Consider the following 24,471-nt stretch of genomic DNA (forward strand, 5'->3'; position numbering starts at 1 on the left):
TCCTAAAAAATACCACAATGACCAAAAAAACTTTCAATTTTGTGGGATCATCTTATATTTTTCCGATATATAGAATAAATTAGTAAATATATTAATTCTCACTCAATGATATAATCTCCCGTTATCTATGTTTCTATTTTTGAAAAAACCTCATGTTCTTATGGTTATAATTATTATTAAAATAACAAACGAATTAAAGCAAAATTAAAAGGCATGAGCCTGGTTCAATACCATACTCATGCCTTGACAGCTGCTTAATACATCCTGTCTGACTTTTCGATTCAGATCCACTTGGGGGCGTCTATTTTATAATTACACATCTATCCGGTATAAATCATCAAGGGTTTCCTCTAACTACTTTCAAACATCCTTTTACGACTATCTTTTCTCCACATTTTCCTTCTACTCTTATTTTATGCTCCGCTTGTTTGATAGTCAGTGTTACTAGATCTCCCACATAAACAGGGGAGATAAAGGTAAATTCATACTGACTCAACAACTCTTGAGGAATGAGAGATTCATTCGAAAGTACACTTAACACTTTGGCCGCTGTTAACATTCCATGGGCAATTTTATTAGTGAATCCTTGTTGTTTCGCTGCCTCCATATCTAAATGAATTGGATTATAATCACCGGAAATGACAGCATATTGTTCAACGTCCTTTTCGGTAATTTGAAAGGTAATCATATTCATGACAAACCACCCAAAATCAAATCAGATATTCCTTCAAAACAAAGTTTTCCATCCCTATTATATAAATATAGAGTTTGTTTAATAAAAGTAAGGTTTTGACGTTGAAATTGATCTGTAACTTCAACTATCGCTCTATAGACCTCATCAATATACATTCTCTGATGCTGGATACATTTCTGTTTTCGATGAATAATAGGATGATGCAGCTCCCAAGGAAGGGCAAGCCATTTATAAGCCATCATTGGCATTGTTGGAGGAAGAGGAATCGTTTCGAAACCATAGTCTTTTGCCCTCTCCGAACTCTGATAGATAGGATTTCGATTTCCAATCAATTGGACAAGTTGTTGCACATCTTCTTTATTAAAAATAATCTCATGTTCCTTAGTTTTCATGTTACCACCTCGAATAGGACTGCTACTCCAACTCCTCCACCACTCCCAATCGCGGCCAGTACATATTTGATATCCTTCCGTCTTTGTACTTCGTAGAAAAGCCTCGTGATCATGATACTTCCCGAAGCTCCATAAGGATGTCCTAGCGTTAAAGCTCCTCCGCCAACATTTAACTTGTCATAAGAAATGGAAAGTTCTTTTGTACAGGCAACAATCTTAGAGGCGAAAGCTTCGTTTATTTCAATTAGGTCAATGTCCTCAATGGTTAACTGGTTTCTTTTTATTAAGGCTTGAATAGCCGGAATAGGGGCTTCTCCTGGATAATTCGGAAGTACACCTGAGACTTCACTATCCAAAAATCGTAAAATAGGCTGGAATCCATTATTTAATGCCATGCTTTCTTCCATGACAAGTACAGCTGAAGCCCCGTCATGTATCCCACAACTGTTCGCTGCAGTAACCGTACCGTTCTTTTTAAATATAGGCTTCATCCTATTTAAAAGTACTTCCATCTTTCTTTTCTTAAAAAATTCTTCATCTTGGTGGAGATCCCCAATTTGAATGATCTCTTGATTAAAATATCCTTTATCGTAAGCTTCCCAGCTACGTTTATAACTTAATAGCGCATATTCATCCTGCATTTCCTTTGAAATAGCATATTTTTCAGCCACATATTCTGCTGCAACGCCCATATCTGGATCGCCAATTTTTTCAGGAGAAAATCTTGCTCTAGATGGAAACAGAGAGGTACTCGTACTTTCTACACCACCAGCAATATAACAACGGCCAGCTCCGCCTTGGACAAAGTAACATGCCATTCGAATCGCTTCTAACCCTGCACTACATTGACGGTCGATTGTGATTCCCGTTACAGAAAGAGGAAGTCCTGCTTCTAATGCAGCAACTCGAGCTACGTTTCCACCTGGTCCAACTACATTTCCCAAAATAATGTCTTCTATTTTTTCTTCCAATCCATTCGCTAAATGTTGGAGGAGAGGAGCTGCAAGCTCATGTGGCTGAATATTTCGTAAGATTCCACCCATTTTTCCAATTGGTGTTCGTTTCGCTTGGGCAATTACCGCTCTTTTAATCACTGACCACCTTGCTTTCCATTCGTTTTATTAGCTCAGCACGAGCTATCTTGCCACTCGTTGTATACGGCATTTCAGATAGAAAAAACCACTTACGTGGAATTTTATAAGAAGATAAATGCGTCTTACAAAATCTTTTTAACTCTAATTGGCTACCCTTTCCTTTCACTACCGCAGCAACAACCTGACCCCAATACGAATCTGATAGGCCTATTACAGCAACTTCTTCGACATCTGGATGTAAGGAAATCACTTTTTCTATTTCTTCAGGAAAAATATTTATTCCTCCATATAAAATCATACTTTGTTCACGACCTACAATATATAAAAAGCCATCTTCGTCAACATAGCCCATATCATGGACCGTGGTCCACCCCTCTTCATCATGAATAGTATGAATGGTACTTCCCTCATAATCAAAGTACCCATTTATCACAAATTTGCTTCTTACATATATTTTTCCGGTCTCATTTAGCTTTGCTAATTTCTGATCTGGACGCCGTATTTGTACCTCAACTCCATAGCAAGGCTTTCCGACAGATGTTGCTTTCTGAATACCTTCTCTATCAGAAAGTACAGTAATAAAGCTCAATTCACTAGCTCCATAAAACTCGTACATGGTCATATTAGGAAACATATGACGGATTTCTAGTTTTGATCTTTCAGACCATTTTGCACCAGATGAAAGAATTTTTATAGTCTTATCGATTTGGATTCCTACTTTCAGGAATGCTTCTACCATAGTCGGAACTACATATATGGTTGTAATAGGTAAGGACTGTATCCATGTAAGTGCTTCAATAGGAGAAAACTTTTCTAAAAGAAAAACAGTTCCACCTAAATACAAGGTGCTAATAGCTCCATACAGAAAATGAGAATGAATTAAGGCACCTGGAATAAGAACGTGATCGGATTCATCTAATCCGAAATCAAAACGATTGCAATCAAAGCTAGCCACCCATGAATCTTGAGAGCGAACAAAAGCTTTTGGGATACCTGTCGTACCAGAAGTAAATCCAATGTAAAAAGGCATATTTTCTTCCGTTTTTCTTACAGTTGAAGAATCAAATTGAGAGATTTCCTGTAAACAATCATCCAAGATCGTTACATTAGGAATGATTTGTTTGATTTGAGAGTAAATTTCTCTAGTTGTGATAATGATAGAAGGGTGGGAAAGGATGACCCTTTTTTTCAATTCGGATATATTCCATTTCAAATCATATGGAACAGCAATCCAACCAGCCTTAGATGCTCCTGCAAAGAATTGTAGGAAAGGGATACCGTTTGGCAAAAGGATTCCTATTGTTTTATTTTCTGAATAAAGAGAGTGAAGCCAGTGCGCTGTTTGATTAATTAATTTATACCAATATTGATAACTAATTTGCTGATGATTTGTATGGATCGCTATTTGGTTGGGGGATAATTTTGCGAAAGTCTTATATGAATCTGTAATATTTCCCATGATATATCACCTTTTAAAAAAAGACACATCAAGGTGTCTCTTAAGATTTAGATATTTTTAGTTAAGTTATTGGAATAACTTGTTGCTAATGAGCGTGAAAAAAACGGGTGCTTTCTTAGTCTGTAAACTAAAATAGAGGCTAAAATAGCTTTTAACATATCCCCTGGTATATAAACTAAACTTAATTTTGCAGCTTCTAAAACAGGAATGTCCATCATAAATGCTTGAGCAGGAATTCCAATTAAATAGATTAATAGAATTCCAACTGTCAAATTAATCATTAATACATGTTGTAATTTTAAATTTTGAAAACGTGATAGTAAATACCCAATACAAAAAGCCGTAATAGGCCATGAAATTAAATAACCAACACTTGGTCCGACAAATACACTTAGTCCACCTCGTCCTCCAGATAGAAGAGGCATTCCAGCAGCGACAAGTAATAAAAAGATGGTTTGGCTCATCGCCCCTAATCTTGCTCCTAATACTCCTCCCGCAAGAAGGACACCCAGAGTTTGTAATGTAATGGGAACTGGTGTAAAAGACAGCATAATAGGCGGAACTACTCCTAGAGCACCCATGACAGCGGCAAACACTGCCACAAAGGTAATTTCTTTAATTTTCATTCTTATCTCTCCTAATAATCAATATGTACTATTTACAACTATGATAATAATGAATCTCAAATTAATTGTCAACCTGGTTTTAAATCTGGTTTACATTTAAAACGTTATTATTCAAAATAATATGGATTTTTTATTGATAGTAAATTTACAAGGAAGGTAATTCAGTATTCATGTAAAAAATCATACAAGATAACATACAAACTTATAGTGATTCACTAATTAGTTTTCTTCTATTTCTCTAATTTTTTTCTTGAAATTACAGTATAGCGAGACTTTTGAATGTGCTGCTTACGTTGAATAAAGCATAAAAAAATGGCTTGGAAAGCTTACCAAGCCATGAGTTCATCCTATTGGTAAACCTCACCTACTTATCACACGGTTCAATAATGTTAAAATAATAAACCGCCTCTATTTATGTACGGTTCACCTTAAACACCTCCATAGGCTCATATAATGTAATATGAAGAGAATTCTAAAAAATGGAAACTAACGCAAAAAAAGCCACTTGCAAAAAATAAAGCAAGTGGCATTATTATTATCCAAGCTGATTATAAGAAATTAACCTGTGTATATGCACGGCAAGATAGGCCAGTTCATCATTCGGAATGGTTTTTCCATGAACTTGTTTAATATATTCCTTAACTTTAAAAGCACCATCCATCGCCTGTGGATACAAGCTGGCGATTTGCTCAAACAGTACATTGTCTTTTTCCTCAATCATCTTATCGGTATAGAAACGTTCTACAAAAAATTTAACATGGGTGATAAACCGAGTATAATGAATGTTTTCCGTATCCATGTTGATATTCAACGTATACCGGACCAAGTTGACAATGCTTCCAATCATTTTGGCAAACTTCATGCCATTTTTTGATTCTTTCTTTTCCCCTTGAGCGTTTATTAAATGGAAAGCGATATTGGCCGCTTCCTCAATGGGTAATTCTATATTGAGCTTTTCATTCATTCGCTTTAGGGCATATATTCCAATATCAAATTCCTCTGAATAATAATTTTTAATCTCCCAATATACGCGGTTAGTGATGTTGATATTTTTTTTATATCTTTCTACGGCGAAATTTAAATGATCCATTAACGTAAAATAGATACCCGTATTGAGCTTCGTGTTCAGCTTTTCTTCCGCAAAATTGACAATTTGCTGAGTCAGCTCAATAAATACAGGTGGAATGGTATCCAATAAACCAAGAAACTCTTTCACTTTGATATTTTCAACTGGTAGGAACATTTGATCAGCTTTGTGTTCCTCAATAATATTACCAGCTTTCTGTCCATAACCAATTCCTTTACCAAAAAGAATGTATTCTTTCTTTTGTTCATTTTCTACCAATACTACGCTAGAATTTAGGACTTTTTTAATTTTAATCACCGTCATCACCTTCCCATGCGAAAAGTTGGAGTACTATTCCAAATCTTCTCCATTGCTTTCAATTACTTTTTTATACCAGTAAAAGGAATCTTTGCGGCTGCGATTTAACGTGCCATTTCCTTCATCATCCTGGTCTACATAAATAAAACCGTATCGTTTGGACATCTGGGATGTTCCTGCGCTGATCAGGTCGATTGGTCCCCAGCTTGTATAACCAAAGAGGTCGACGCCTTCTTCAATTGCTGCTTTCATTTGTTTAAAGTGTTCTCTAAAGTAATTCATTCGATAGTCATCATGGATGGATCCATCACTTTCAACCTTATCAAATGCACCCATACCATTTTCTACAATGATAAGTGGCTTTTTATAACGATCATACAATTCAATTAAGGATATCTTTAAGCCGACAGGATCAATTTGCCATCCCCAGTCCGTTGAAGGCAAATATGGATTCTTAACGCCCATTATAGTATTTCCAGCTGTCTTTTCCAATCCATCTTTAGCAGACTCTGTTAGTGACATATAATAACTAAACGAGATAAAGTCAACCGTATGTTTGCGGAGAATTTCTCGATCATTAGGTTCCATTTTAATCTGGATATTTTTCCGTTCAAACATTTTCTCAATCATGACTGGATATTCCCCGAAAACCTGAACATCCGAGTAAAAATAGTTATGAAGATTTCTTTTAAGGGTAACTTCTACGTCTTCTGGGCTGCACGTATTAGGGTAAGTCGTAAGCTTTGTCAGCATACAGCCTACCTGGCTGCCCGGAATGATGCGATGGCAATCTGCCGTAACTAGAGCAGATGCCACGAATTGGTGGTGCAATGCCTGGTAAACGAGTTCTTCTTCCTTGCCTTCCGGACAGCGGCCCGGAATGATTCCGGCTGTTGTGAACGGATGGCGGTTGATACTGTCAATTTCATTAAATGTCAGCCAGTATTTTACTAGGTCCTTATAACGGTTAAAACAAACATTCGAGAACCTTACGAAATGGTCGATTACTTTTCTTTCCACCCAGCCATTATATTTCACACTTAAAGCGAGAGGCATTTCATAATGGGAGAGGGTAACAATCGGTTCAATTCCCAGTCTTCTCATTTCAGTAAATAAGCGATCATAGAATTGTAATCCCAACTCATTTGGCTCTTCCTCTTCTCCAGTAGGGAAAATTCGGCTCCACGCAATCGAGACACGCAAGGTTTTGAACCCCATTTCCGCAAATAGCGCCAAATCCTCTTCATAACGATGATAAAAATCAATCCCTCTCCGTTTTGGATACAGTTTATCATCTTGATCAGCCATTGCTTTTTCAATCACTTCAGATGAAATGGAAACATGGCCCTCATAATCATCTAATTTTAAGTTAGACTTATAGGTAGCCACATCGGCTACCGACAGTCCTTTTCCATCTACATTCCATGCGCCTTCTACCTGATTGGCGGCTAAAGCGCCGCCCCATAAAAAATTCTCTGGAAATCCTTTAGTCATATCAATTCTCTCCTCTATTCTAGTTTCCTAATGCCGTTACAAACATCAATGTATCTTTATGATCAACATTCTTTAAATCAGCCACTTTTACCGAGTACTTGTCTTTATTCGTCACGACAGCCATTGTGACTGGATCATATCCTTCTGCCACAATCTTATCAATATTAAACTTTAACAATAAATCTCCAGCTTTTACTTCATCACCAACCTTCACTTGCGGTTCAAAGTGTTTTCCACCTAGTCGGACAGTATCAATCCCTACATGGAATAAAAGCTGCGCTCCATTTGCCGTTGTCATTCCCAATGCGTGGTTTGTATCAAAAATCATTTCTATTTTGCCGTCAACAGGTGCGTATAGTTCTCCTTTTGATGGAATAACAGCGATTCCTTCACCCATGATCTTTGATGAGAAGACTTCATCCTTTACTTCTGATAGTGGAATCATTTGCCCAATAACAGGACTTTTGAACTCTTTTTCAGCCGTTAAATTCGAAATTAAATCTTGCTGTTCTTCTTTTACCTTTTGGTCTTTTCCTAAGATAAATGCTGCTAGAAATGAAATTGCAAATGAGATAACCAGCCCGATGACGGCATTGATGATATTTTTTGGCAAATCTTCAGAAATAAACATCGATAAGCTCGCTAACCCCGGTCCAACAAGTACGAACGCCTGCAAGCCAACGATTCCGATAAATGTACCGCCAACAAAAGAACCGATCATAACGCTGCCTAACACCTTTTTATTTTGGAGAGTGACCCCGTATAATGCTGGCTCGGTAATACCAAATAGGGCGGAAATACCTGCAGAAATGGCTGTGGATCTTAATCTTTTATCCTTTGTTCTTAAAGCAATGGCAAAACAAGCACCACTTTCCGCAATATTATGTGCGAGTGAAGCAGGTAAGTAAAGGACTTCTTTACCGGCACCCATTGCGGTCACTGCATAAGGGACCATCGCTTTATGCATTCCTGTAGCTACCATAAACGGTAATACGGTTGCTAAAATAGCTACGGCAATCCAACCAACTTTTGCGAATACTGCTAAAATGACTGCTGCGAAGCCTTGGCCAAGTGTAAATCCAAGTGGTCCTAAAATCAGTAAAGAAATCGGAACGGTAATTAAAAGTGACATCATTGGCACAAAGAAGATCCGAATCGCTTTTGGTGAGATTCGAGTAAACAATTTTTCTACCTGTGCAAATAGAAGAACTGTTAAGATAGCCGGGAATACCTGATAGGCGTAAGGAATATTCTTCACTGTGAAGCCAAACAAATGAGCGCCTTCTCCCAACATGGCTGTCATATTTGGTAATATTAAAGCACCAACAGAAGCAAGAGCGACCAGTGTATTTACCTTCAGTTTATTTGCTGTCGTTACTGCTACCAAGATTGGAAGAAAATATAAAGGAGCATCTCCAATTTGGTTTAAAATCTTATACGTTTGACCATTTGTATCAAGTAAACCTATTAATGAAAAGAGCAATAAAATCGATTTTAAAACTCCTCCACCGGCAATGGCAGGTACTAGCGGCTGGAATACACCCACGATGAAGTCCAATATAACGCTTCCAATTTTTTGCTTCTCTTTTGGTTTATTTGCGGATCCAGTGTTTGCTGCAGGGGATCCAATCATATCAATGACTTCATCATAGACTTCGACTACTTCATTTCCGATGACGACTTGGCATTGGCCAGTCATTTTTACTGCTATAACACCGGGAACGCTTGTTAACTTTTCAACATTGGCTTTGCTGGTATCAATTAAGGAAAATCTTAATCTTGTCGAACAATGTTCAAAATGGGAAATATTTTCTTTGCCGCCTACATACTTCAAGACTTCAGCTGCAGTGTGTTTGTAGTTCATCTTGATTCTCTCCTTTTTTAGATTGGTGAAAGGGCAGCAGATTTTGGGCGAAAAAAAAACAGGACCTAAAACGACAAATAATATTATTTGCCAATTTTAGATCCTGCCTGCATTACCAGTCACATGTCTATGTTTGTGTATTTGATTTGTTTTGATTATATAACCTGTTTATGAAAGCGTCAACAACTTTTTGATATTTTTCAACTTCCCAATTTTATACAAGAAAGAGGGAGGACCTTGTTCTCGCGTGACATAAATATTCTACTATGGGTAAAGTAATACTTTCATTGCTTCACCGGTTGAGGCAACACGGAATCCTTCTGAAAAGTCTTCAAATTGAAAGCGATGAGTGACAGCGGGTGCAACGTTTAGTTTGGTTTGAAGGATTAAGGTCTCCATCAAATTCCACGTATCCCACATCTTTCGCCCATGTATACCTTTGAAAGTGGCTTCTTTAAATACCAGGTCGCGTGAGAGATTAACAGAAACTTCTTCACGGAAAAGACCAGCCATCGTCACATTTCCACCCTTACGCAAATAGGGAAGAGCATCTATAAGTGAACGCTCACTTCCAGTCGTTTCAATAATCACATCCGGCGCATTGGATCCTAATACAGTTGATGCCGGTGTTTCCAAAGGATTCCAAGTAGTCATATCTCCACATGAGTAAGCAAGTTCTACCCTAGATTGTTTTAAGTCGCTAATACTAACAGTACGGGCTCCTAATGCTAAACTGGCACAGGCTGAGAATAAGACAATAGGACCTGCGCCAAGAACGGCTACATGTTTCCCATGGACATCTGATACTTGAGCAGCGTGTACGCAAACTTCAATCGGTTCCAACATCGTAGCGATTTCGTCGGGAATTGCGTCCGGATCTTCACTCGAACTAGTACTTCCCCTTTTCCCGGTACAGGAATATCCCAGGTGTTTTTTAAAGTTAAACCTGGGGCGGCGGTCTCTTTTATTAATGCCTTCATTGTCATTAGATTGAATCTCCTAAACTCCTATTTTTTTATTAATAGACTTTCCAATTGTTTAATCGCCTCGATTATGCCCCTATCACTATAGGACCCCAGTAACTGCAAGGATTCTTCTGGTTTGATTGCATGGGCAGCAATGAGTTTCATGGCTTGCTCTTGATGATGGGTAATACCCAAATCTTCAAAGTTGGTCGGGAAGCCCAGGTCTTTGTAAAAAGGAAGGAGATCCTGGACTTCCTCTGTTCGGTTTTCAAGGATTAGCTGAACTAAAATCCCATATGCCACCTTTTGACCATGGAGAATGCTGTGCGTTTCCTCAATAAAGCTTAGTCCATTATGAATCGCATGGGCTCCAGCCATTCTGCCATAGCGTCCGCCATACCCACCTACCGTTCCTGCTAAGGTAATGACCGCCTCTAAAATTTTTGTAAAGGAAGGAGAGATGGTCTTTGTTACTAGGCTTTGAATCGCATTTATCCCCTCTTCTAATAGAATGGCTTTTATGAAAGAGGAGTTGTTTAATCCCGTTTGCACCATAATAGAAAATAGGTCGTTGTTTATATTGTTGCGAATGATGGCCTCGGCTTCATACCATTTAGCCAAGGTATCACCAATGCCGCTTTTAAAATAATCTGCAGGGGAGGAAAGTAAGAATTCAGGATCTACTAGTGTTAGATAACTTGAGCGTTTATGGTAGTCGACTCTAATAAATGACCCATTGTCATCATAAATCACACTTAGAGGGGTGGAGGCAGCGCATGTGCCTACAACTGTTGGGATTGTTATGACTTCAATATTTAAACGGTCTGCTACTGATTTGGCCGTATCAAGGATTACGCCCCCGCCAATCCCAATAATCACATCTGCCTGACTAGCACCTGCTGCTATACTATTTACCGCGGTATCTGAGCTGTATCTATCAGACTGAATGACCCGAACATGAGGAGGTAGGTTAGTATAATTTAAGAATGCTTGATATGATTTGTGTCCTGTAACTACTACTGGTGAATGAAATCCATCTAAGTAATAAGCGATGTCTTTCAGAATTCCTTCTTTGCAAATGTATTGATTTGGTCCACTTCTAACGATATCCTCTGGTCTCATAAGATCTATCTCCTTTTTATTATGATGAAATAAAAAAGACCTAAATTGAGCAGCATAAAACACACTACTCAATTTAGGTCCTGCCTGCATTACCAGTCACATGCCTGAAAATTATTAAAATATATTATTATTTTAGCAATATTCTGTTTAAATTAAAAGTTTTTTTAAAAATATATTTAAGGAAGAACAAAATCTTTTGGAAAGATTGCCAAAATTACAAAGTGCATTAGAAATGATGAAATTTTATATTGGGAAAAACCAGCTAATAACTGGGGATGTAAAAAAGCGGAGAACCTTTTTAAAATAACAGAAATGTTACATAAGTTAATCACCACCACCTTTATCAATAAAAATTTAAGTGTTTTCCAAAATTATTTGGATGAATTATCAGAACTTAAAAGCCCTTTCCAGCAATAATGGTTTTGAAAGAAAGGTTGAACCCTTGCATACCAATGGCTTTCAACCTTTTATTTCCGGCAAATTTCGGACATGGCTGTCACCACTTGCAAAGAAATGGGAGGGATTAACTTGAAAACTTGTTCAATAACAACTCGTAACATAAACACTTTACTTATACATTTACAAATTATTCAAAAAAACCGCCTTTATTTATGGTAAGGTTCACCGTAACAGTTCTAACGGCGAAAACAATTATAGTGAGAGTACCCTTCATTCTTCAAACTGAACAAAAAACAATGTTCTACCCTTTATTATTCCTGCAGTCGGAATCGAACAAGAAATATCGTTCCTTGCCGGCTAGTTTTCACCTTGATTTCTGCATTATGCCTGGCAGCGACACTATGGGATACGGATAAACCCAGCCCCGTACCATGTACCTTCGTACTAAAGAAAGGAGTACCGATTTTTTCAAGCAGCTCTTCCTTGATTCCGCATCCTCGATCCTGTATCTCCAGTACAACCGCACACTCTTCGCGGTATGTTTTTATGGTCAGTCTTCCGCCGGCAGACATCGCCTCTATTCCGTTTAACGAAAGATTCAAGATCAACTGGCGAATCTCTTTCTCATCCAATTTTAATGGGGGGCATTCACCCAATTCAAGACTGATATCGTTATTAGAGCACATGGCCTTCGCCTGGATGAGAGGAAATAATATTTCGATTATAGAATTAAGATCCTTCAATTTTCGTTTAGTTGGATTAGATTTAGAAACCGAAAGGAACTCCGTAATGATGTTATGGGCCCGATCCAATTCCTCAATCATGATATCAATATATTCGGGTAAGGGGGAATCTTTCGACATTTGTAAAAAGCCGCGAACTGTCGTCATCGGATTACGGATCTCATGCACAATACCCGCAGCCATTTCTCCCATTATGTTCAGACGATCAAAACGGACCATTTCCTTCTCCAAGGACACTCTATCCGTAATATCCGTAATCACGCTGAGAAGGCATTCCTCCCCATGTATTTTAACGATTTCAGTCGATAATAGTCCTTCCCGCAGGTCTCCGAACTTGGTCAAAAAGCTTATCTCCGCATTTTGAACCAGATTTTTCATTCCAATTTGCCCGGAATCCATTTCCCACATTTCATCTGAATCGATAATATACTGCAGTACGTCTGATGTTTGATTAATCACTTCATCATAATGATATCCGGTATTATTAAGCCAGCTTTCATTCACATTTATGTATCTCTGATCCCTTAGCGACCTTAAGGCCACCAAACATGGAGTGGCATCAAATATTTTACGAAAACGTTTTACCTCCGTCAGTTTCCGTTCGGTAACATCACGAATAGAACAAACGTAGATGTGTCTGCCTTCAATCCTTGCCTCTCCGATTTGAATGTCAACTGGTAAACTGCTAGTATCTTTTCGTAAAGCAAACGTTTCAATGGTCTTTGCTAACCCTAATTCATCTAAGTCATTCATAAACAGCCCAGGAACAATTATGTCGATATGATTCCCAATTATTTCCTCTGCCTTATAACCAAACATATCTGCCATTGCAGGATTGACAGTTAATAGCCATCCTTTTTCATCAAGAGTAGCTATCGTATCTATCGAGGTTTCCCCAATCACTTTCAGCAATTCATTTTGGAGCTTAATTTGCTCCTGGTATTGATGCATCATCACGAAAGCTTTAACCTTCATTTTCAGCGTTTCCGAATGAAACGGCTTAAAAATATAGTCAATGGCACCTGCTGAATACCCTTGTTTAACATGCTCTATGGCCTGACTAATTGCTGTAATAAAAATAATCGGAATATGTTTTGACTTTTTCCGTGATTTGATTAACCTAGCTGTTTCAAAACCGTCCATTCCCGGCATTTGTACGTCGAGCAAAATAACGGCAAAATTTGTAGTCAGCACATGCTTCAACGCTTCCTCACCGGAATAGGCAGTGATTAAATTATAACGGGGGGTGGATAGTAAACTTTCGAGTACAAGCAGATTTTCAGGACGATCATCGACGAGTAATATATTGACTTTTTGTGTAGCGCTACTTAATTTTTCGGTATAGTTTTTCATTGGAATCTATCTCCTCATAACACTTTTTCTTGCAAGTAAAGACAATATCTTCTTTTTGTCCTATTCCTAGAATTCCGGATACAATCAAACTTTCATAGAATAAGTCATGGACACGATTTTGGAGCTCCGCATTAAAATAAATCATCACATTCCGGCAAATAATCACGTGAAATTCATTAAAGGAGTGATCGACCGCTAAATTATGTTGAGCAAATACAACATTTTCGCACAAAAATGAGTGGAAAGTCGCCTGTTCGTCTTTAACAGTGTAATATTCGCTGAATGCTCTCGTACCCCCAGCCTTTAGATAATTCTTTGTATAGATTTGCATTTTCTTTAATGGAAAAGCCCCCTGTTTAGCTTTTTTTTAAACAGACTCATTCATATCTGTCGCATAAATTCCCGTTTTTTCATGCAAGCCTTCCTCATATAACAAAATAGACATCGATACACCTCTTCGCCTGAAGGACAGCCTGCATGCCAAATGCGAATAGAAGGGTATTCCCTCAATACCGGTATTACTTTTTGACGAAAGGTCAGAAAAAAACTTGGATCGCGAAATATCTCCGTTATATTAATGGAGAAATCCTCCAATAATTTCTTCATGGTTCGGGGATCATGAAGAACTTTCTCCTGTAGACCGGATACGCTGGTCAGATTTTCAGCTTGAATTCGATGCCAAATTCTTCGCCGAATGGAGGAGAATACATAGTTTCGGAAGTCAAATCCATAATGCCGGTATATCCCTTCGAGCAAAAGCTTGATTTCGATTTGCTCCAACTCGTCAACAACTTCTGTTTCACACATTAGGGTTCTGTCTAAGGATTCGCGCAACATTGATTCCACCTATCTGTACAACCAAACCTGCATGAGCGAGAAAAGCTGCTCCAAATGAACAGGTTTGCTTATGTAATCGGACGCACCAGCCTCAATGCATTTTTCCCGGTCATTTTTCATCGCTTTAGCCGTAAGCGTAATAATCGGTAAATCTTCATATTGAGGTATTTGTCGAATGGCGCTAATCGCCTCATATCCATCCATATCGGGCATCATTATATCCATAAGGATGAGATCGATGTCCGGATTCTCTTGTAAAACCATAATACCCTGTCGCCCATTTTCTGCAAAAACCACTTTCATTTTCCGGTTCTCTAGAGCCGTAGTTAGTGCAAATATATTACGCATATCATCATCAACGATCAATATTTTCTTGCCATTCCAAAAAGGTTCACTATTTTGTAATAAAGGGGTCTCTTGCTCCATTGTTGAGGATTCGGCAAGCGCCGCAGCAGCCTCTAGCTTGAAGATTCCGGTTGCTGAAATAATATCCACTACATCAATGGGCAAAAACAGTGTAAAAGTGCTTCCTATCCCTTCGATGCTTTCAAAATGAATAACCCCGCCTAATAATTGGGCGATTTCCCTGCTAATCGAAAGTCCTAATCCTGTACCTCCGTATTTTCGGCTGGTCGTCCCGTCCCCTTGATGAAACGCTTGAAAGATAAGGCTTTGTTGCTCTTTGGGAATCCCTATGCCTGTATCTGTTATAGAAAAGGCCAAGGCTGTATCTATATTTTTCAGTTCAGAATGCTTGGATAAAATTTCTTTGCCCGCTTTGAAAATATGCATCAGGACGCTGCCTTGTTTGGTAAATTTAAAGGCATTGGATAGCAAATTTTTTAATATTTGAAGTAAACGGTATTCATCCGTAAAGATGGCATCCGACAGTCCTGACTCCAGCTGTACAGTAAGTTTAAGACCTTTCTGACGGGCCACCGGGAGGAATTGACCCTCCAAAGAAGTACAAATACTCATTAAGTTCACTGCATCAGGAATGATATCAATTTTTCCCGACTCCACTTTCGATAAGTCCAAAATGTCATTGATTAACTGAAACAGGTCATTGCCGGATGAATAGATCGTACGTGCAAATTCCACTTGTTTCTCCTTTAAATTTCCATCCTCATTGTCAGCAAGCAGGCGGGCCAATATCAGCAAGCTATTGAGAGGAGTCCGCAGCTCATGTGACATATTAGCGAGAAATTCCGATTTGTATTTCGAACTGAGAACAAGTTGCTCTGCATTTTCTTCCAGTTCTATTTTTGTCTTTTCTAATTCTTTTGACTTTTGTTCGGCGTTTTTATATTGTTCCTCAAGCTTTTCGTTAATGCTTTGTAGTTCTTCCTGCTGGAGCCGCAACTCTTCAGACTGACTCTGAAGTTCTTCCGTTAATACCTTCGATTCTCTTAGCAGATTTTCTATCTGCATGCGGCCAACCACACTGTTTATCGTAATCCCAATATGATTCAGTATCTGTTTCAGCAGCGTTTGCTGAATTGGGCTGAATGGATTGAATGATGCCAATTCAATGGCAGCAGTGACTTGCCCTTCAAATTCTACCGGTATGATGATAATGCTTGACGGTTGGGCCGCCCCTGTTCCTGAGGAGATTTGAATATATTGTTCCGGAATATCGGTAAGCAAAATCATTCTCTTTTCCAATGAGGCCTGTCCGACTAGCCCTTCTCCGAAGCAAAAAACCGGCGAGCCAATGTCCTGACCATTATAAGCATATGCTGCGAGCCTATGGAGGCGTTTTCCATCCCCAGAGCCCTTTTTGATATAGAAAACACCGTAACTTGCTCCCATCATCGGCGTAATCTTCGTGATGAATTGCTCCGCCAAGTTCTGTAAATCATGAATTCCTTGGTACATGGTAGCCATTTCTGTAATTTTCGTCTCTAACCAGCTTTGTTCCTGAAGGGCTTTAGCCATTTCATTAAAAGCTTGGGCGATATCGCCGATTTCATCTTGGGAAGAAACCTCAATTCGCGGCAATGGTGTCGCTGCTTTAAAATCGGAGGTAACGCCAGCGATCACATTCGTTATTTTAAATAGATTACCGATAATATTCCGTGACAAAAGCAGCCCAATCAAAATGGTAGAAATAATAGATAAAACACTTAAAAGGATGGTCGTTGCCTTTACCTTTTGGACCAGCTCTGTATTCCTTTTTATCCCTTCATCCATTAATAGTTGATTGCGATCTGTAATGAATTTCGCTAGTGGCTGCAACTGTACGCCTATGGGTAAAATTTCTGTAACAAAATAATCCAAAGCCTCTTTTTGGTCCTTGTGATTTTGATAGTTTGTAAGTAATTGTTCATATTTTTTCTGGAATTCTTTATTGAGCCCTTCTAACTTTGTTACGGCATCTTTCGTTTCAGGTTGAGTGACCAAATATTTGGTTTCATTTATAAGGTCATTCGAGCGTGTATTCGCTGTTCGCAAGTCAATTAAGAAATCCGGGCTTTGAGTCAGAAGATAGCCGCGTAAACTACTGGTTTGTTGTAATGAAACCACTTGAATATCTTTTGCGTTCGATAAAATCTGCACCCGCCGATTCATTAAATTTGAATAGGAGTCGTTTACTTTTGTTATGTAATAGTAAAAAATCAGACTTATGCTACCAAAAAAAATAGCTACTGCCAGAAAACCAATGATCAATTTTTTGCCGATTGTAAACCTCACTCATACCCCCGCCCATATCCATTTATTTCTTATATTTTTCGAAATAATCCGTCTTTTTGTTTTATATCACATTATGTGTCACAAAATATCACATATCTATTTACATGTCATTTATCATAACACTTTGTTTAAAATTTGAAAAGTTCACAAATTTGTCACAAATTTGTCACAAATTCAGGAGCTATTTCGACAAAACGCAGTTTATAGGTGTCATATAATAATCCGTGTTCATGTTAGGAAACATAACATTTAACAATTAGTAAAATAGTTGAATTTTAAGGGGTTGCTCTAATGTCTATACCTTTATTAAAAACTGTACAAACACATTCATTTTCCAATTACACAAAATCTTCTTATTATGATGAGATGTTTGATCAATTTGGTACAGTTCGAACACCTTATGAATCTGTCTTTCAACGATTTTCAAAAATGGGGGCAAATGAGTTAGATAATCGAAACTCTTTTTTGCAATCACAAATGATTAAACAAGGTATCACCTTTACTTTGTATAATGAAAATCCGAATGATTCATCATTAGAAAGAACCATTCCCTTTGATATGATTCCTAGAATTGTAACATCAGATGAATGGTCACTTTTAGAAAAAGGATTAAAACAGAGAATTTGTGCATTAAACCAATTTATTTATGATGTGTACCATGAACAAAACATACTTAAAGACAATATCATTCCAAGGAACATGGTTATTACTAACCCTTATTTTTGTAAAGAAATGACAGGAATGAATATTCCAAATAACGTTTATATACCAATATCCGGTATTGATTTAATTCGGAGTGAGACTGGAGATTTTTATGTATTAGAAGATAATGTAAGAACTCCTTCAGGGTTGTCCTATGTTTATAAAAACCGTTCCCTCATGGTAAATCTTTTTTCAGAATTATATTTTAATCACCATGTTAGAGATATTGATCAAAGTTTAAATATTTTATTAAGTAGTTTACGAAGCCTTGCTCCCCAGTCAAAAAAAAATCCTACTGTTGTTTTACTTACACCAGGAATCCATAACTCTGCCTATTTTGAACATACGTATCTCGCTCAAGAAATGGGAATTGAACTCGTAGAAGGGAAAGACTTAATTGTTCATGACCAAAGGGTTTATTTGAAAAGCTTAGATGGACTTCATCAAGTTGATGTAATTTACCGACGTATTGACGATGAATACCTTGATCCCCTTACTTTCCGTCCAGATTCATTGCTTGGGGTTCCAGGACTAATGAATGTTTACCGTGCTGGCCATGTCGCTATTGCCAATGCCCCAGGAACTGGCATTGCCGATGATAAAGCCATCTATAATTTTGTACCAGAGATGATCCGTTATTATCTAAACGAAGAACCAATTTTAAAAAATGTTCCTACCTATATTCTTTCCAATCAAGTTGATAGAGAGTATGTTCTCAATCATTTGCCTGAAATGGTTGTCAAGGAAAGGTCACTTTCCGGTGGATATGGCATGTTAATTGGACCAACTGCCTCTGAACTGGAAATTAGCTCATTTGCTAAAAGGATTATCCGAACACCTGAAAAATTTATTGCTCAGCCCACAATGAAGTTGTCCACATCTCCATCCGTTACAAATAAAAATATAGCACCCTGCCATATTGATTTACGGGCATTTGTCTTTATGGGGAAAGATGTACATGTTGTTCCAGGAGGACTTACACGGGTAGCTTTAAAAGATGGTTCACTTGTGGTGAATTCATCCCAAGGTGGGGGTACGAAGGATACATGGGTATTGGAAAGCCTTATTAATGATGAAAATAAAAATGAGGTGAAAGAAAAATGATGAATCGTACTGCTGAAAATTTATTCTGGATAGGCCGATATTTGGAAAGAGCAGAAAATTACACGAGAATAATTGATGTAAATTACCATATGCGTCATGAATTAAAAAGTCATGATAATGAATATATATGGGAAAGGCTTATTGCCTCAATTGGTGACATTCATTTTTTTAAAGAACACTTTGAACATGCTAATGAAACGACTGCTCTTCAATTTTTAACGTTTGAGCCGATCAATCAAAATTCCTTGTTTTCTTGTGTTTATTTTGTAAGAAATAATATGCGTGCTTTACGGCAGCTTTTGCCCGGTGAATTATGGGATATAATGAATGAGTTTTATCTTTGGTTAAATGAGCAAGACTTAAGTAGCATGATGATGCAGTCACCGTATAATTTTTTTCAACATTCAAAAGAATGGTTATCCCTTTTTAACGGAACTGCCTATTCCACAATGGTTCGGAATCATGAATGGAATTTTTTTCAATCTGGTAAATCTCTTGAGAGTGCTGAAAACACTGTCCGTATTCTACAAAGCATCTATACTAATTTTACAAAGGACTCCCTTCCTCTTTGTAATCATGCCAAGTATAATCGATTAATTGTATTATTGAAGTCCGTTGGTGGATATGAAGCCTTTCGAAAAGTTTATGCTGATGACGTTACCTTAGCAAAAGTGATTGAATTTTTAATTTTAAATCCTACTTTCCCTCGTTCAGTAAGATATTCCTTGTCTACTTTGGAAATCTTTTTAATGAAGATTAAAAAACAAGACTATCAATTTGATTTACTTGCAGAGAAAGCTATAGAGCTTGTCACAAAATTAAAGCAGAATCTTGCAGGTTTAGATGGTGAAAATTATGAATCTGTTGGATTAGAACTGATTCTTGACATGCTGGAATCTATTAATAGACTCGGAGTAATCATTACAAAAACATTTTTTCAAGAGGAGTTTGTTTAAGCGTGAAATTAAAAATTACTCATCTTACCCAATATACATACAAAGATCCAGTAGTGGCCAGTGTCAATGAGCTCCGGCTTTCTCCCATAAACGATGGACGTCAATCATGTTGTGAGCATACCATTATGATTGACCCGGCCGTTTCATTATTCCCATATACTGATTATTTTGGGAATCTGGTGCATTATTTTACTATTAATTCCCCACATCAACATCTGACAATTAAAATGGATTCCATTGTGGAGACAACTGTGACGGAGCAACGAGAAAGAAGTCAGCTAACCTATGAGGAAGAACGTGCCATCCTTATCAATAAAAAATTCCAAAATAAGTTTGCAGATTATTTAATGGAAACTCCCTATTCTATCATAACACCTGAATTAAAAAAATTCGTTTATACATTTATTGATGAAAATCAATCAAAAAGTATTTATCAATTGCTTGAACAAATTTCAAATGCAATCTATTCAAATTTTACCTACGATCAAAAAGTAACGAACGTAAATACAACCTTAGAAGAAACATTAAGATTAAAACGAGGGGTTTGCCAAGATTATGCCCATATTATGATAGCAACTTGTAGAATATTCAATATTCCATCACGATATGTAAGTGGATATCATTTTATTGGTGATATAGAAAGTAATCAATCTCATTTTCAACACGCTTCCCATGCTTGGGTAGAAGCATACGTACCATCATTCGGATGGGTAGGACTCGATCCAACCAATAATGGTAAAATTGACTTGCGATATGTAAAGCTCTCTTATGGGCGTGACTATAGTGATATCGTCCCAGTAAAAGGTGTTTATAAAGGTTCTAGTAATCAAAATTTAAAAGTTTTCGTTGATATACAATATATACAAGAAGAAGGGAAAAATCTCTGTTAAATTTAAAAGTGTGCTGATTCCTGATTTATATTTAAAAGTAAATATGTTATTTTACTTGCTACTTAAAGAATGATCCGCAACCTTTTCTTTATACACAAAAGTTATTTATAAATAGTTAATAGTGATTTATTAAAAATTTTTCTCAAAAACTGAAAAGAACCAATTACTTTCAAATGCCTTATCCCTACTTAGGTTAGGCTAGAATGTTATCAATGTCTGCTTTTATAACGGAAAAACTAACCCTTTATTTTACATATGCACATTTCAAGGGTTAGTCTGCGTATTATAATTTATTATAAAAAAAACCGCCGCTACTTATGGTAAGGTTCACCGTAACAAGTCTATCGGCGAAAAAATTTATAAGTCAGACCTAGTTTCCATATGTGGTGCATCAGCTAAAAATTCTAATTGTGGTCTTACATACCTTATTACCTTTAAAAAGGCCTTACCTAATTCATTTAGCTCTATTTCTATTCCCATATCTGTTTTAACAACAAAAGCCCAGTCACTTAATGCAAATTTTAATCCATGTGTAATATATTCTATTGGAACATCTTGGCTCAAGCTTTTTAATGGCTCAGGGAATTCTATCCAAACATAATCTTCATAAACATCACTACCATCTTCATGGTAAATATGAAGGTTTACAAATGCTCCATTTAAGTAGGCTTCTTTTGCTTCCTCATGTAAAATAGCCTTAACATTGTAGATACCCTTGGACAAATAAGCAATTATCTCTCTGTAACTATAAAAAGGATCAAGTTTTTGTTCTAACTCACTCCTAGATAATAAGGATATCCATTAGAGCTTTTAGAGGGGAGATTACAACCGTTGTTCCTGTTAGTTTCAACGCTGCTAGTTGAAAGATAAGTGATTTACCTAAGTTAGGCAACTACTTAGTTTGAACCAAGACAATTTCGTCAATAATCGGAATCTCTTTTTTTAATAAAGCTAAGACAGTTTCTTCGATTTTATTGTCAATTTCGCAAACCGTTATCGCAGGACCATTAATTTTTGAACGCTCATTAGCCATTCGGGCAATGTTAAACCCTCTTTGATAAAGAATCCCCAATAATTCTGAAATAACCCCTTTTCGGTCGGTATGACGGATCACAAGTGTTGGGCGTTCACCAGAAAATTTTAACGGATAATCCTCCAATTCTTGAACCTCCACTTTACCGCCGCCTAAAGAACTGGCCAATACCTTTACAGTACGTGAGGCACCTATCAATTCCACGAGAACGGTATTCGGGTGATAGCTTCCAAGCACCCGTTTCGTGAATTCGTATTGTAAGCATTTTTCCTCAGCAATTTTTTTGGCACTTGGAATGCCATCATCCATTGTCGATAAACCAAGAACACCTGCTAATAGTGCTAGGTCTGTTCCATGTCCTTGATAGGTTTCTGCGAAGGAGCCCATCAGCGAAAACTTTACATATAATGGATTTTCATTTAATAGTTGGCGGGCGATGTTCCCGATTCTGACAGCTCCAGCTGTATGCGAACTCGAAGGGCCAACCATTACGGGGCCGATGATCTCATAAGCGCTTTGGTATTTTGCCGGTCCGCAGCCGCTGCTTCTTTCGCTAAAAATCTGCTCTTTTAATTTTCGCCCTGTTGGAGTTCCGGCAAGACCGCCAATCCCTGTTTCCCGAAGAGACTCCGGCATTTGCTGTCCTACTTCATGCATCACATGGATCACTTCATCTGGAGGAATGATGCTTGTTACCCCAGCTAAAGCCATATCTGCCGCAACTTGTGCGGTAATTGCATGTAAACCGTTACGAATGATGCATGGGATTTCCACCAGCCCCGCAACCGGGTCGCAAACCAGTCCAAGTGAATTCTTTAAAGCAAGACCGACAGCATTTCCGACCTGTGTTGGTGTTCCACCAGCAAGCTCTACTAGGGTGCCTGCTGCCATTGCAGTTGCTGATCCGACTTCGGCCTGGCATCCGCCGGCAGCTCCTGAGATGGACGCCTTATTCGCGATTACTAAGCCAAGAGCAGAGGCGGTGAACATTGAATGGACAATTTGTCCCTGGGTAAATTTCCTGCTGTTAAGAGCGTGCACAAGTACAGCTGGCAATATTCCCGCTGAACCTGCTGTTGGGGTGGCTACAATCCGCCCCATTGCCGCATTTACTTCTGATACCGCGAGAGCATTCGCTGCAGCATTTAATGTCGAGGGGTTGACAAAGGAATTCCCTCCTTCGGCATATTGATATAGTCGGTGACCATCGCCTCCAGTCAAACCAGTGCGTGACATAACAGGGCTCGTTGTTCCTTTGCGGACTGCCTCTTCCATCACCGTAAATTGCTCGGCCATTTTTTTAAGTATCGTCTCCCTAGGTTCACCTTTTTGCTGTATCTCTATTTTAATCATTAATTCTGCAATGCTTGTTTTCTCCTGCTCCGCAAGTTCGATTAATTCTTTTAAACTAGTAAAAGACATATGATCACTCCCTTAGAGAAAACGGTCCTCACGCTCAAAGCATAAGAACCCTTCCCTAGTTTACTTTTGTCCAAAGTATTCAGCAACAACAGCTGCCATTGCTTTTGCTGCAATAATCAGGCTATCCTCATTAATGACAAATTTAGGATGATGGTGAGGATAAACAGGACCTTCAGCAGGCTTTGCCCCAACATAGAAGAAGCTGCCTGGAACCTTTTGTAGATAATATGCAAAATCCTCTGATCCGATACAGGCGGTGTCTCTACAACCGCTTTGATTTCAGGTATTTCTGCCTTTCTAATCCCCTTAACAACCAGTTCTGTCATCTCATTATCGTTCACTAAAACAGGGTAATCATGTGAATAGATTAAATCATAGGTAATATCAAATTCTTGAGCAAGCCCTGCTAAAATTCGCTTGAATTCCGTTTCTACTGTAGCGCGAACTTCACTGGACATCGTCCGAACATCTCCTTCAAGTTCCACACTATCCTTAATAATATTGAAGGATCCTTTACCATCAAACGAGCCGATGGTTACTGTTGCCATATCAAACGGATTGATTCGGCGGCTGACAATCGTCTGAGCTGCGACAACGAAATGACTTGCGGCAACAATGCTGTCATTACTTGTGTGCGGCATTGAACCATGTCCGCCTTTTCCTTGGATTTTCACTTTGAAATACGAACGTCCGGCCAGCATTTCTCCGGCACGATAGCAGACTTCTCCAGTATCCGCTAGGGACATTAGGTGAATGCCGAAAACACTATCAACACCTTCTAAACATCCATCTTCAATCATCGCAACGGCGCCGCCAGGAGGTGTTTCTTCCGCAGGCTGATGCAGAAGTACGATATTTCCTTTTAATTGATCTTTCATCTCGATTAATGCTTCGGCTAAAATCATTAAATAGGCAGTATGTCCATCATGACCGCATGCATGCATAACGCCTGGATTTTGTGATTTAAACGGGACATCTGCCTCTTCCGTAATTGGCAATCCGTCAAAATCAGCTCTTAGGGCAATCGATTTGCCTGGGAGGCCGCCTTCGATTGTTACAACTACTCCATATCCACCAACATTGGTTCGTATTTTTACATCTTTATCTTTATAAAAATCAGCAATATATTGAGCTGTCTTTTCCTCTTTAAAAGATAACTCAGGATATTGATGAAGGTATCTGCGAATTTCTATCATTCTTTCTTTTTTCTCATCTAGTTTTTGTAAAAGTTGATTTAACATATT

At 38.1% G+C, this 24,471-nt stretch carries 17 protein-coding genes and 2 pseudogenes; 3 read left to right on the forward strand and 16 right to left on the reverse strand.

Annotation, left to right across the window (positions count from 1 at the left end; translation table 11 throughout):
- Window positions 1-337: 337 nt before the first annotated feature.
- The 13 genes and pseudogenes from J7E67_RS01880 to J7E67_RS01940 form a co-directional block, all read right to left on the reverse strand.
- Window positions 338-694, reverse strand: a complete 357-nt coding sequence (locus J7E67_RS01880; RefSeq protein ID WP_214716200.1) for a MaoC/PaaZ C-terminal domain-containing protein — start codon at window positions 692-694, stop codon at window positions 338-340.
- Complete coding sequence (locus J7E67_RS01885) at window positions 691-1,086, reverse strand: FAS1-like dehydratase domain-containing protein (protein ID WP_214716201.1); 396 nt, start codon at window positions 1,084-1,086, stop codon at window positions 691-693. The genes J7E67_RS01880 and J7E67_RS01885 overlap by 4 nt, the downstream gene beginning before the upstream one ends.
- Window positions 1,083-2,177 (reverse strand): acetyl-CoA C-acyltransferase, encoded by a 1,095-nt coding sequence (locus J7E67_RS01890; RefSeq protein WP_214730845.1) that lies wholly within the window; start codon window positions 2,175-2,177, stop codon window positions 1,083-1,085. Before J7E67_RS01890 ends, J7E67_RS01885 begins: the two co-directional genes overlap by 4 nt.
- A complete protein-coding gene (locus J7E67_RS01895) occupies window positions 2,173-3,639 on the reverse strand; it encodes an AMP-binding protein (RefSeq protein WP_214716203.1) in 1,467 nt (488 codons plus the stop codon). The genes J7E67_RS01890 and J7E67_RS01895 overlap by 5 nt, the downstream gene beginning before the upstream one ends.
- Before the next feature lie 47 nt (window positions 3,640-3,686).
- Complete coding sequence (locus tag J7E67_RS01900) at window positions 3,687-4,265, reverse strand: biotin transporter BioY (RefSeq protein WP_214730796.1); 579 nt, start codon at window positions 4,263-4,265, stop codon at window positions 3,687-3,689.
- Between the two features lie 535 nt (window positions 4,266-4,800).
- Window positions 4,801-5,649, reverse strand: a complete 849-nt coding sequence (locus J7E67_RS01905) for a BglG family transcription antiterminator (RefSeq protein ID WP_214730798.1) — start codon at window positions 5,647-5,649, stop codon at window positions 4,801-4,803.
- 33 nt (window positions 5,650-5,682) lie between these two features.
- Window positions 5,683-7,143: a glycoside hydrolase family 1 protein gene (locus J7E67_RS01910; protein ID WP_214730800.1), complete on the reverse strand. Its 1,461-nt coding sequence runs from the start codon at window positions 7,141-7,143 to the stop codon at window positions 5,683-5,685.
- 19 nt (window positions 7,144-7,162) lie between these two features.
- Window positions 7,163-9,007, reverse strand: coding sequence for a beta-glucoside-specific PTS transporter subunit IIABC (locus J7E67_RS01915; RefSeq protein ID WP_214716212.1), 1,845 nt, complete (start codon window positions 9,005-9,007; stop codon window positions 7,163-7,165).
- Window positions 9,008-9,271: 264 nt separating this feature from the next.
- Window positions 9,272-9,853, reverse strand: coding sequence for a zinc-binding dehydrogenase (locus tag J7E67_RS01920; RefSeq protein WP_214730802.1), 582 nt, complete (start codon window positions 9,851-9,853; stop codon window positions 9,272-9,274).
- Between the two features lie 161 nt (window positions 9,854-10,014).
- Window positions 10,015-11,094, reverse strand: coding sequence for an iron-containing alcohol dehydrogenase family protein (locus tag J7E67_RS01925; RefSeq protein ID WP_214730804.1), 1,080 nt, complete (start codon window positions 11,092-11,094; stop codon window positions 10,015-10,017).
- Between the two features lie 710 nt (window positions 11,095-11,804).
- Entirely contained in the window at window positions 11,805-13,589 is a 1,785-nt protein-coding gene (locus J7E67_RS01930; RefSeq protein WP_214730806.1) for a response regulator, read from the reverse strand.
- A pseudogene (locus tag J7E67_RS01935) lies at window positions 13,561-14,396 on the reverse strand (CheR family methyltransferase). The gene J7E67_RS01930 and the pseudogene J7E67_RS01935 overlap by 29 nt, the downstream one beginning before the upstream one ends.
- A gap of 39 nt (window positions 14,397-14,435) precedes the next feature.
- Window positions 14,436-17,120, reverse strand: coding sequence for a response regulator (locus tag J7E67_RS01940; RefSeq protein ID WP_214716216.1), 2,685 nt, complete (start codon window positions 17,118-17,120; stop codon window positions 14,436-14,438).
- 291 nt (window positions 17,121-17,411) lie between these two features.
- Between J7E67_RS01940 and J7E67_RS01945 the strand changes: the two genes are divergently transcribed.
- Genes J7E67_RS01945 through J7E67_RS01955 form a run of 3 tightly spaced genes read left to right on the forward strand, consistent with a single transcriptional unit; the run spans window position 17,412 to window position 20,772 of the window.
- Window positions 17,412-18,926, forward strand: a complete 1,515-nt coding sequence (locus J7E67_RS01945; protein ID WP_214730808.1) for a circularly permuted type 2 ATP-grasp protein — start codon at window positions 17,412-17,414, stop codon at window positions 18,924-18,926.
- A complete protein-coding gene (locus tag J7E67_RS01950) occupies window positions 18,923-19,882 on the forward strand; it encodes an alpha-E domain-containing protein (RefSeq protein ID WP_214716219.1) in 960 nt (319 codons plus the stop codon). The genes J7E67_RS01945 and J7E67_RS01950 overlap by 4 nt, the downstream gene beginning before the upstream one ends.
- 2 nt (window positions 19,883-19,884) lie before the next feature.
- Window positions 19,885-20,772, forward strand: a complete 888-nt coding sequence (locus J7E67_RS01955) for a transglutaminase family protein (protein ID WP_214716221.1) — start codon at window positions 19,885-19,887, stop codon at window positions 20,770-20,772.
- Window positions 20,773-21,129: 357 nt separating this feature from the next.
- Here the strand turns inward: J7E67_RS01955 and J7E67_RS01960 are convergent, their stop codons facing one another.
- The 3 genes and pseudogenes from J7E67_RS01960 to J7E67_RS01970 form a co-directional block, all read right to left on the reverse strand.
- A complete protein-coding gene (locus tag J7E67_RS01960; protein ID WP_214730810.1) occupies window positions 21,130-21,495 on the reverse strand; it encodes a hypothetical protein in 366 nt (121 codons plus the stop codon).
- Between the two features lie 169 nt (window positions 21,496-21,664).
- Window positions 21,665-23,227 carry an L-serine ammonia-lyase, iron-sulfur-dependent, subunit alpha gene (sdaAA, locus tag J7E67_RS32015; RefSeq protein WP_214730812.1) on the reverse strand — a complete coding sequence of 521 codons (1,563 nt, stop codon included), beginning with the start codon at window positions 23,225-23,227 and terminating at the stop codon, window positions 21,665-21,667.
- Window positions 23,228-23,287: 60 nt separating this feature from the next.
- A pseudogene (locus tag J7E67_RS01970) lies at window positions 23,288-24,468 on the reverse strand (M20 family metallopeptidase).
- Between the last annotated feature and the right edge of the window lie 3 nt (window positions 24,469-24,471).

This window comes from Bacillus sp. ISL-46 (genome assembly GCF_018613205.1).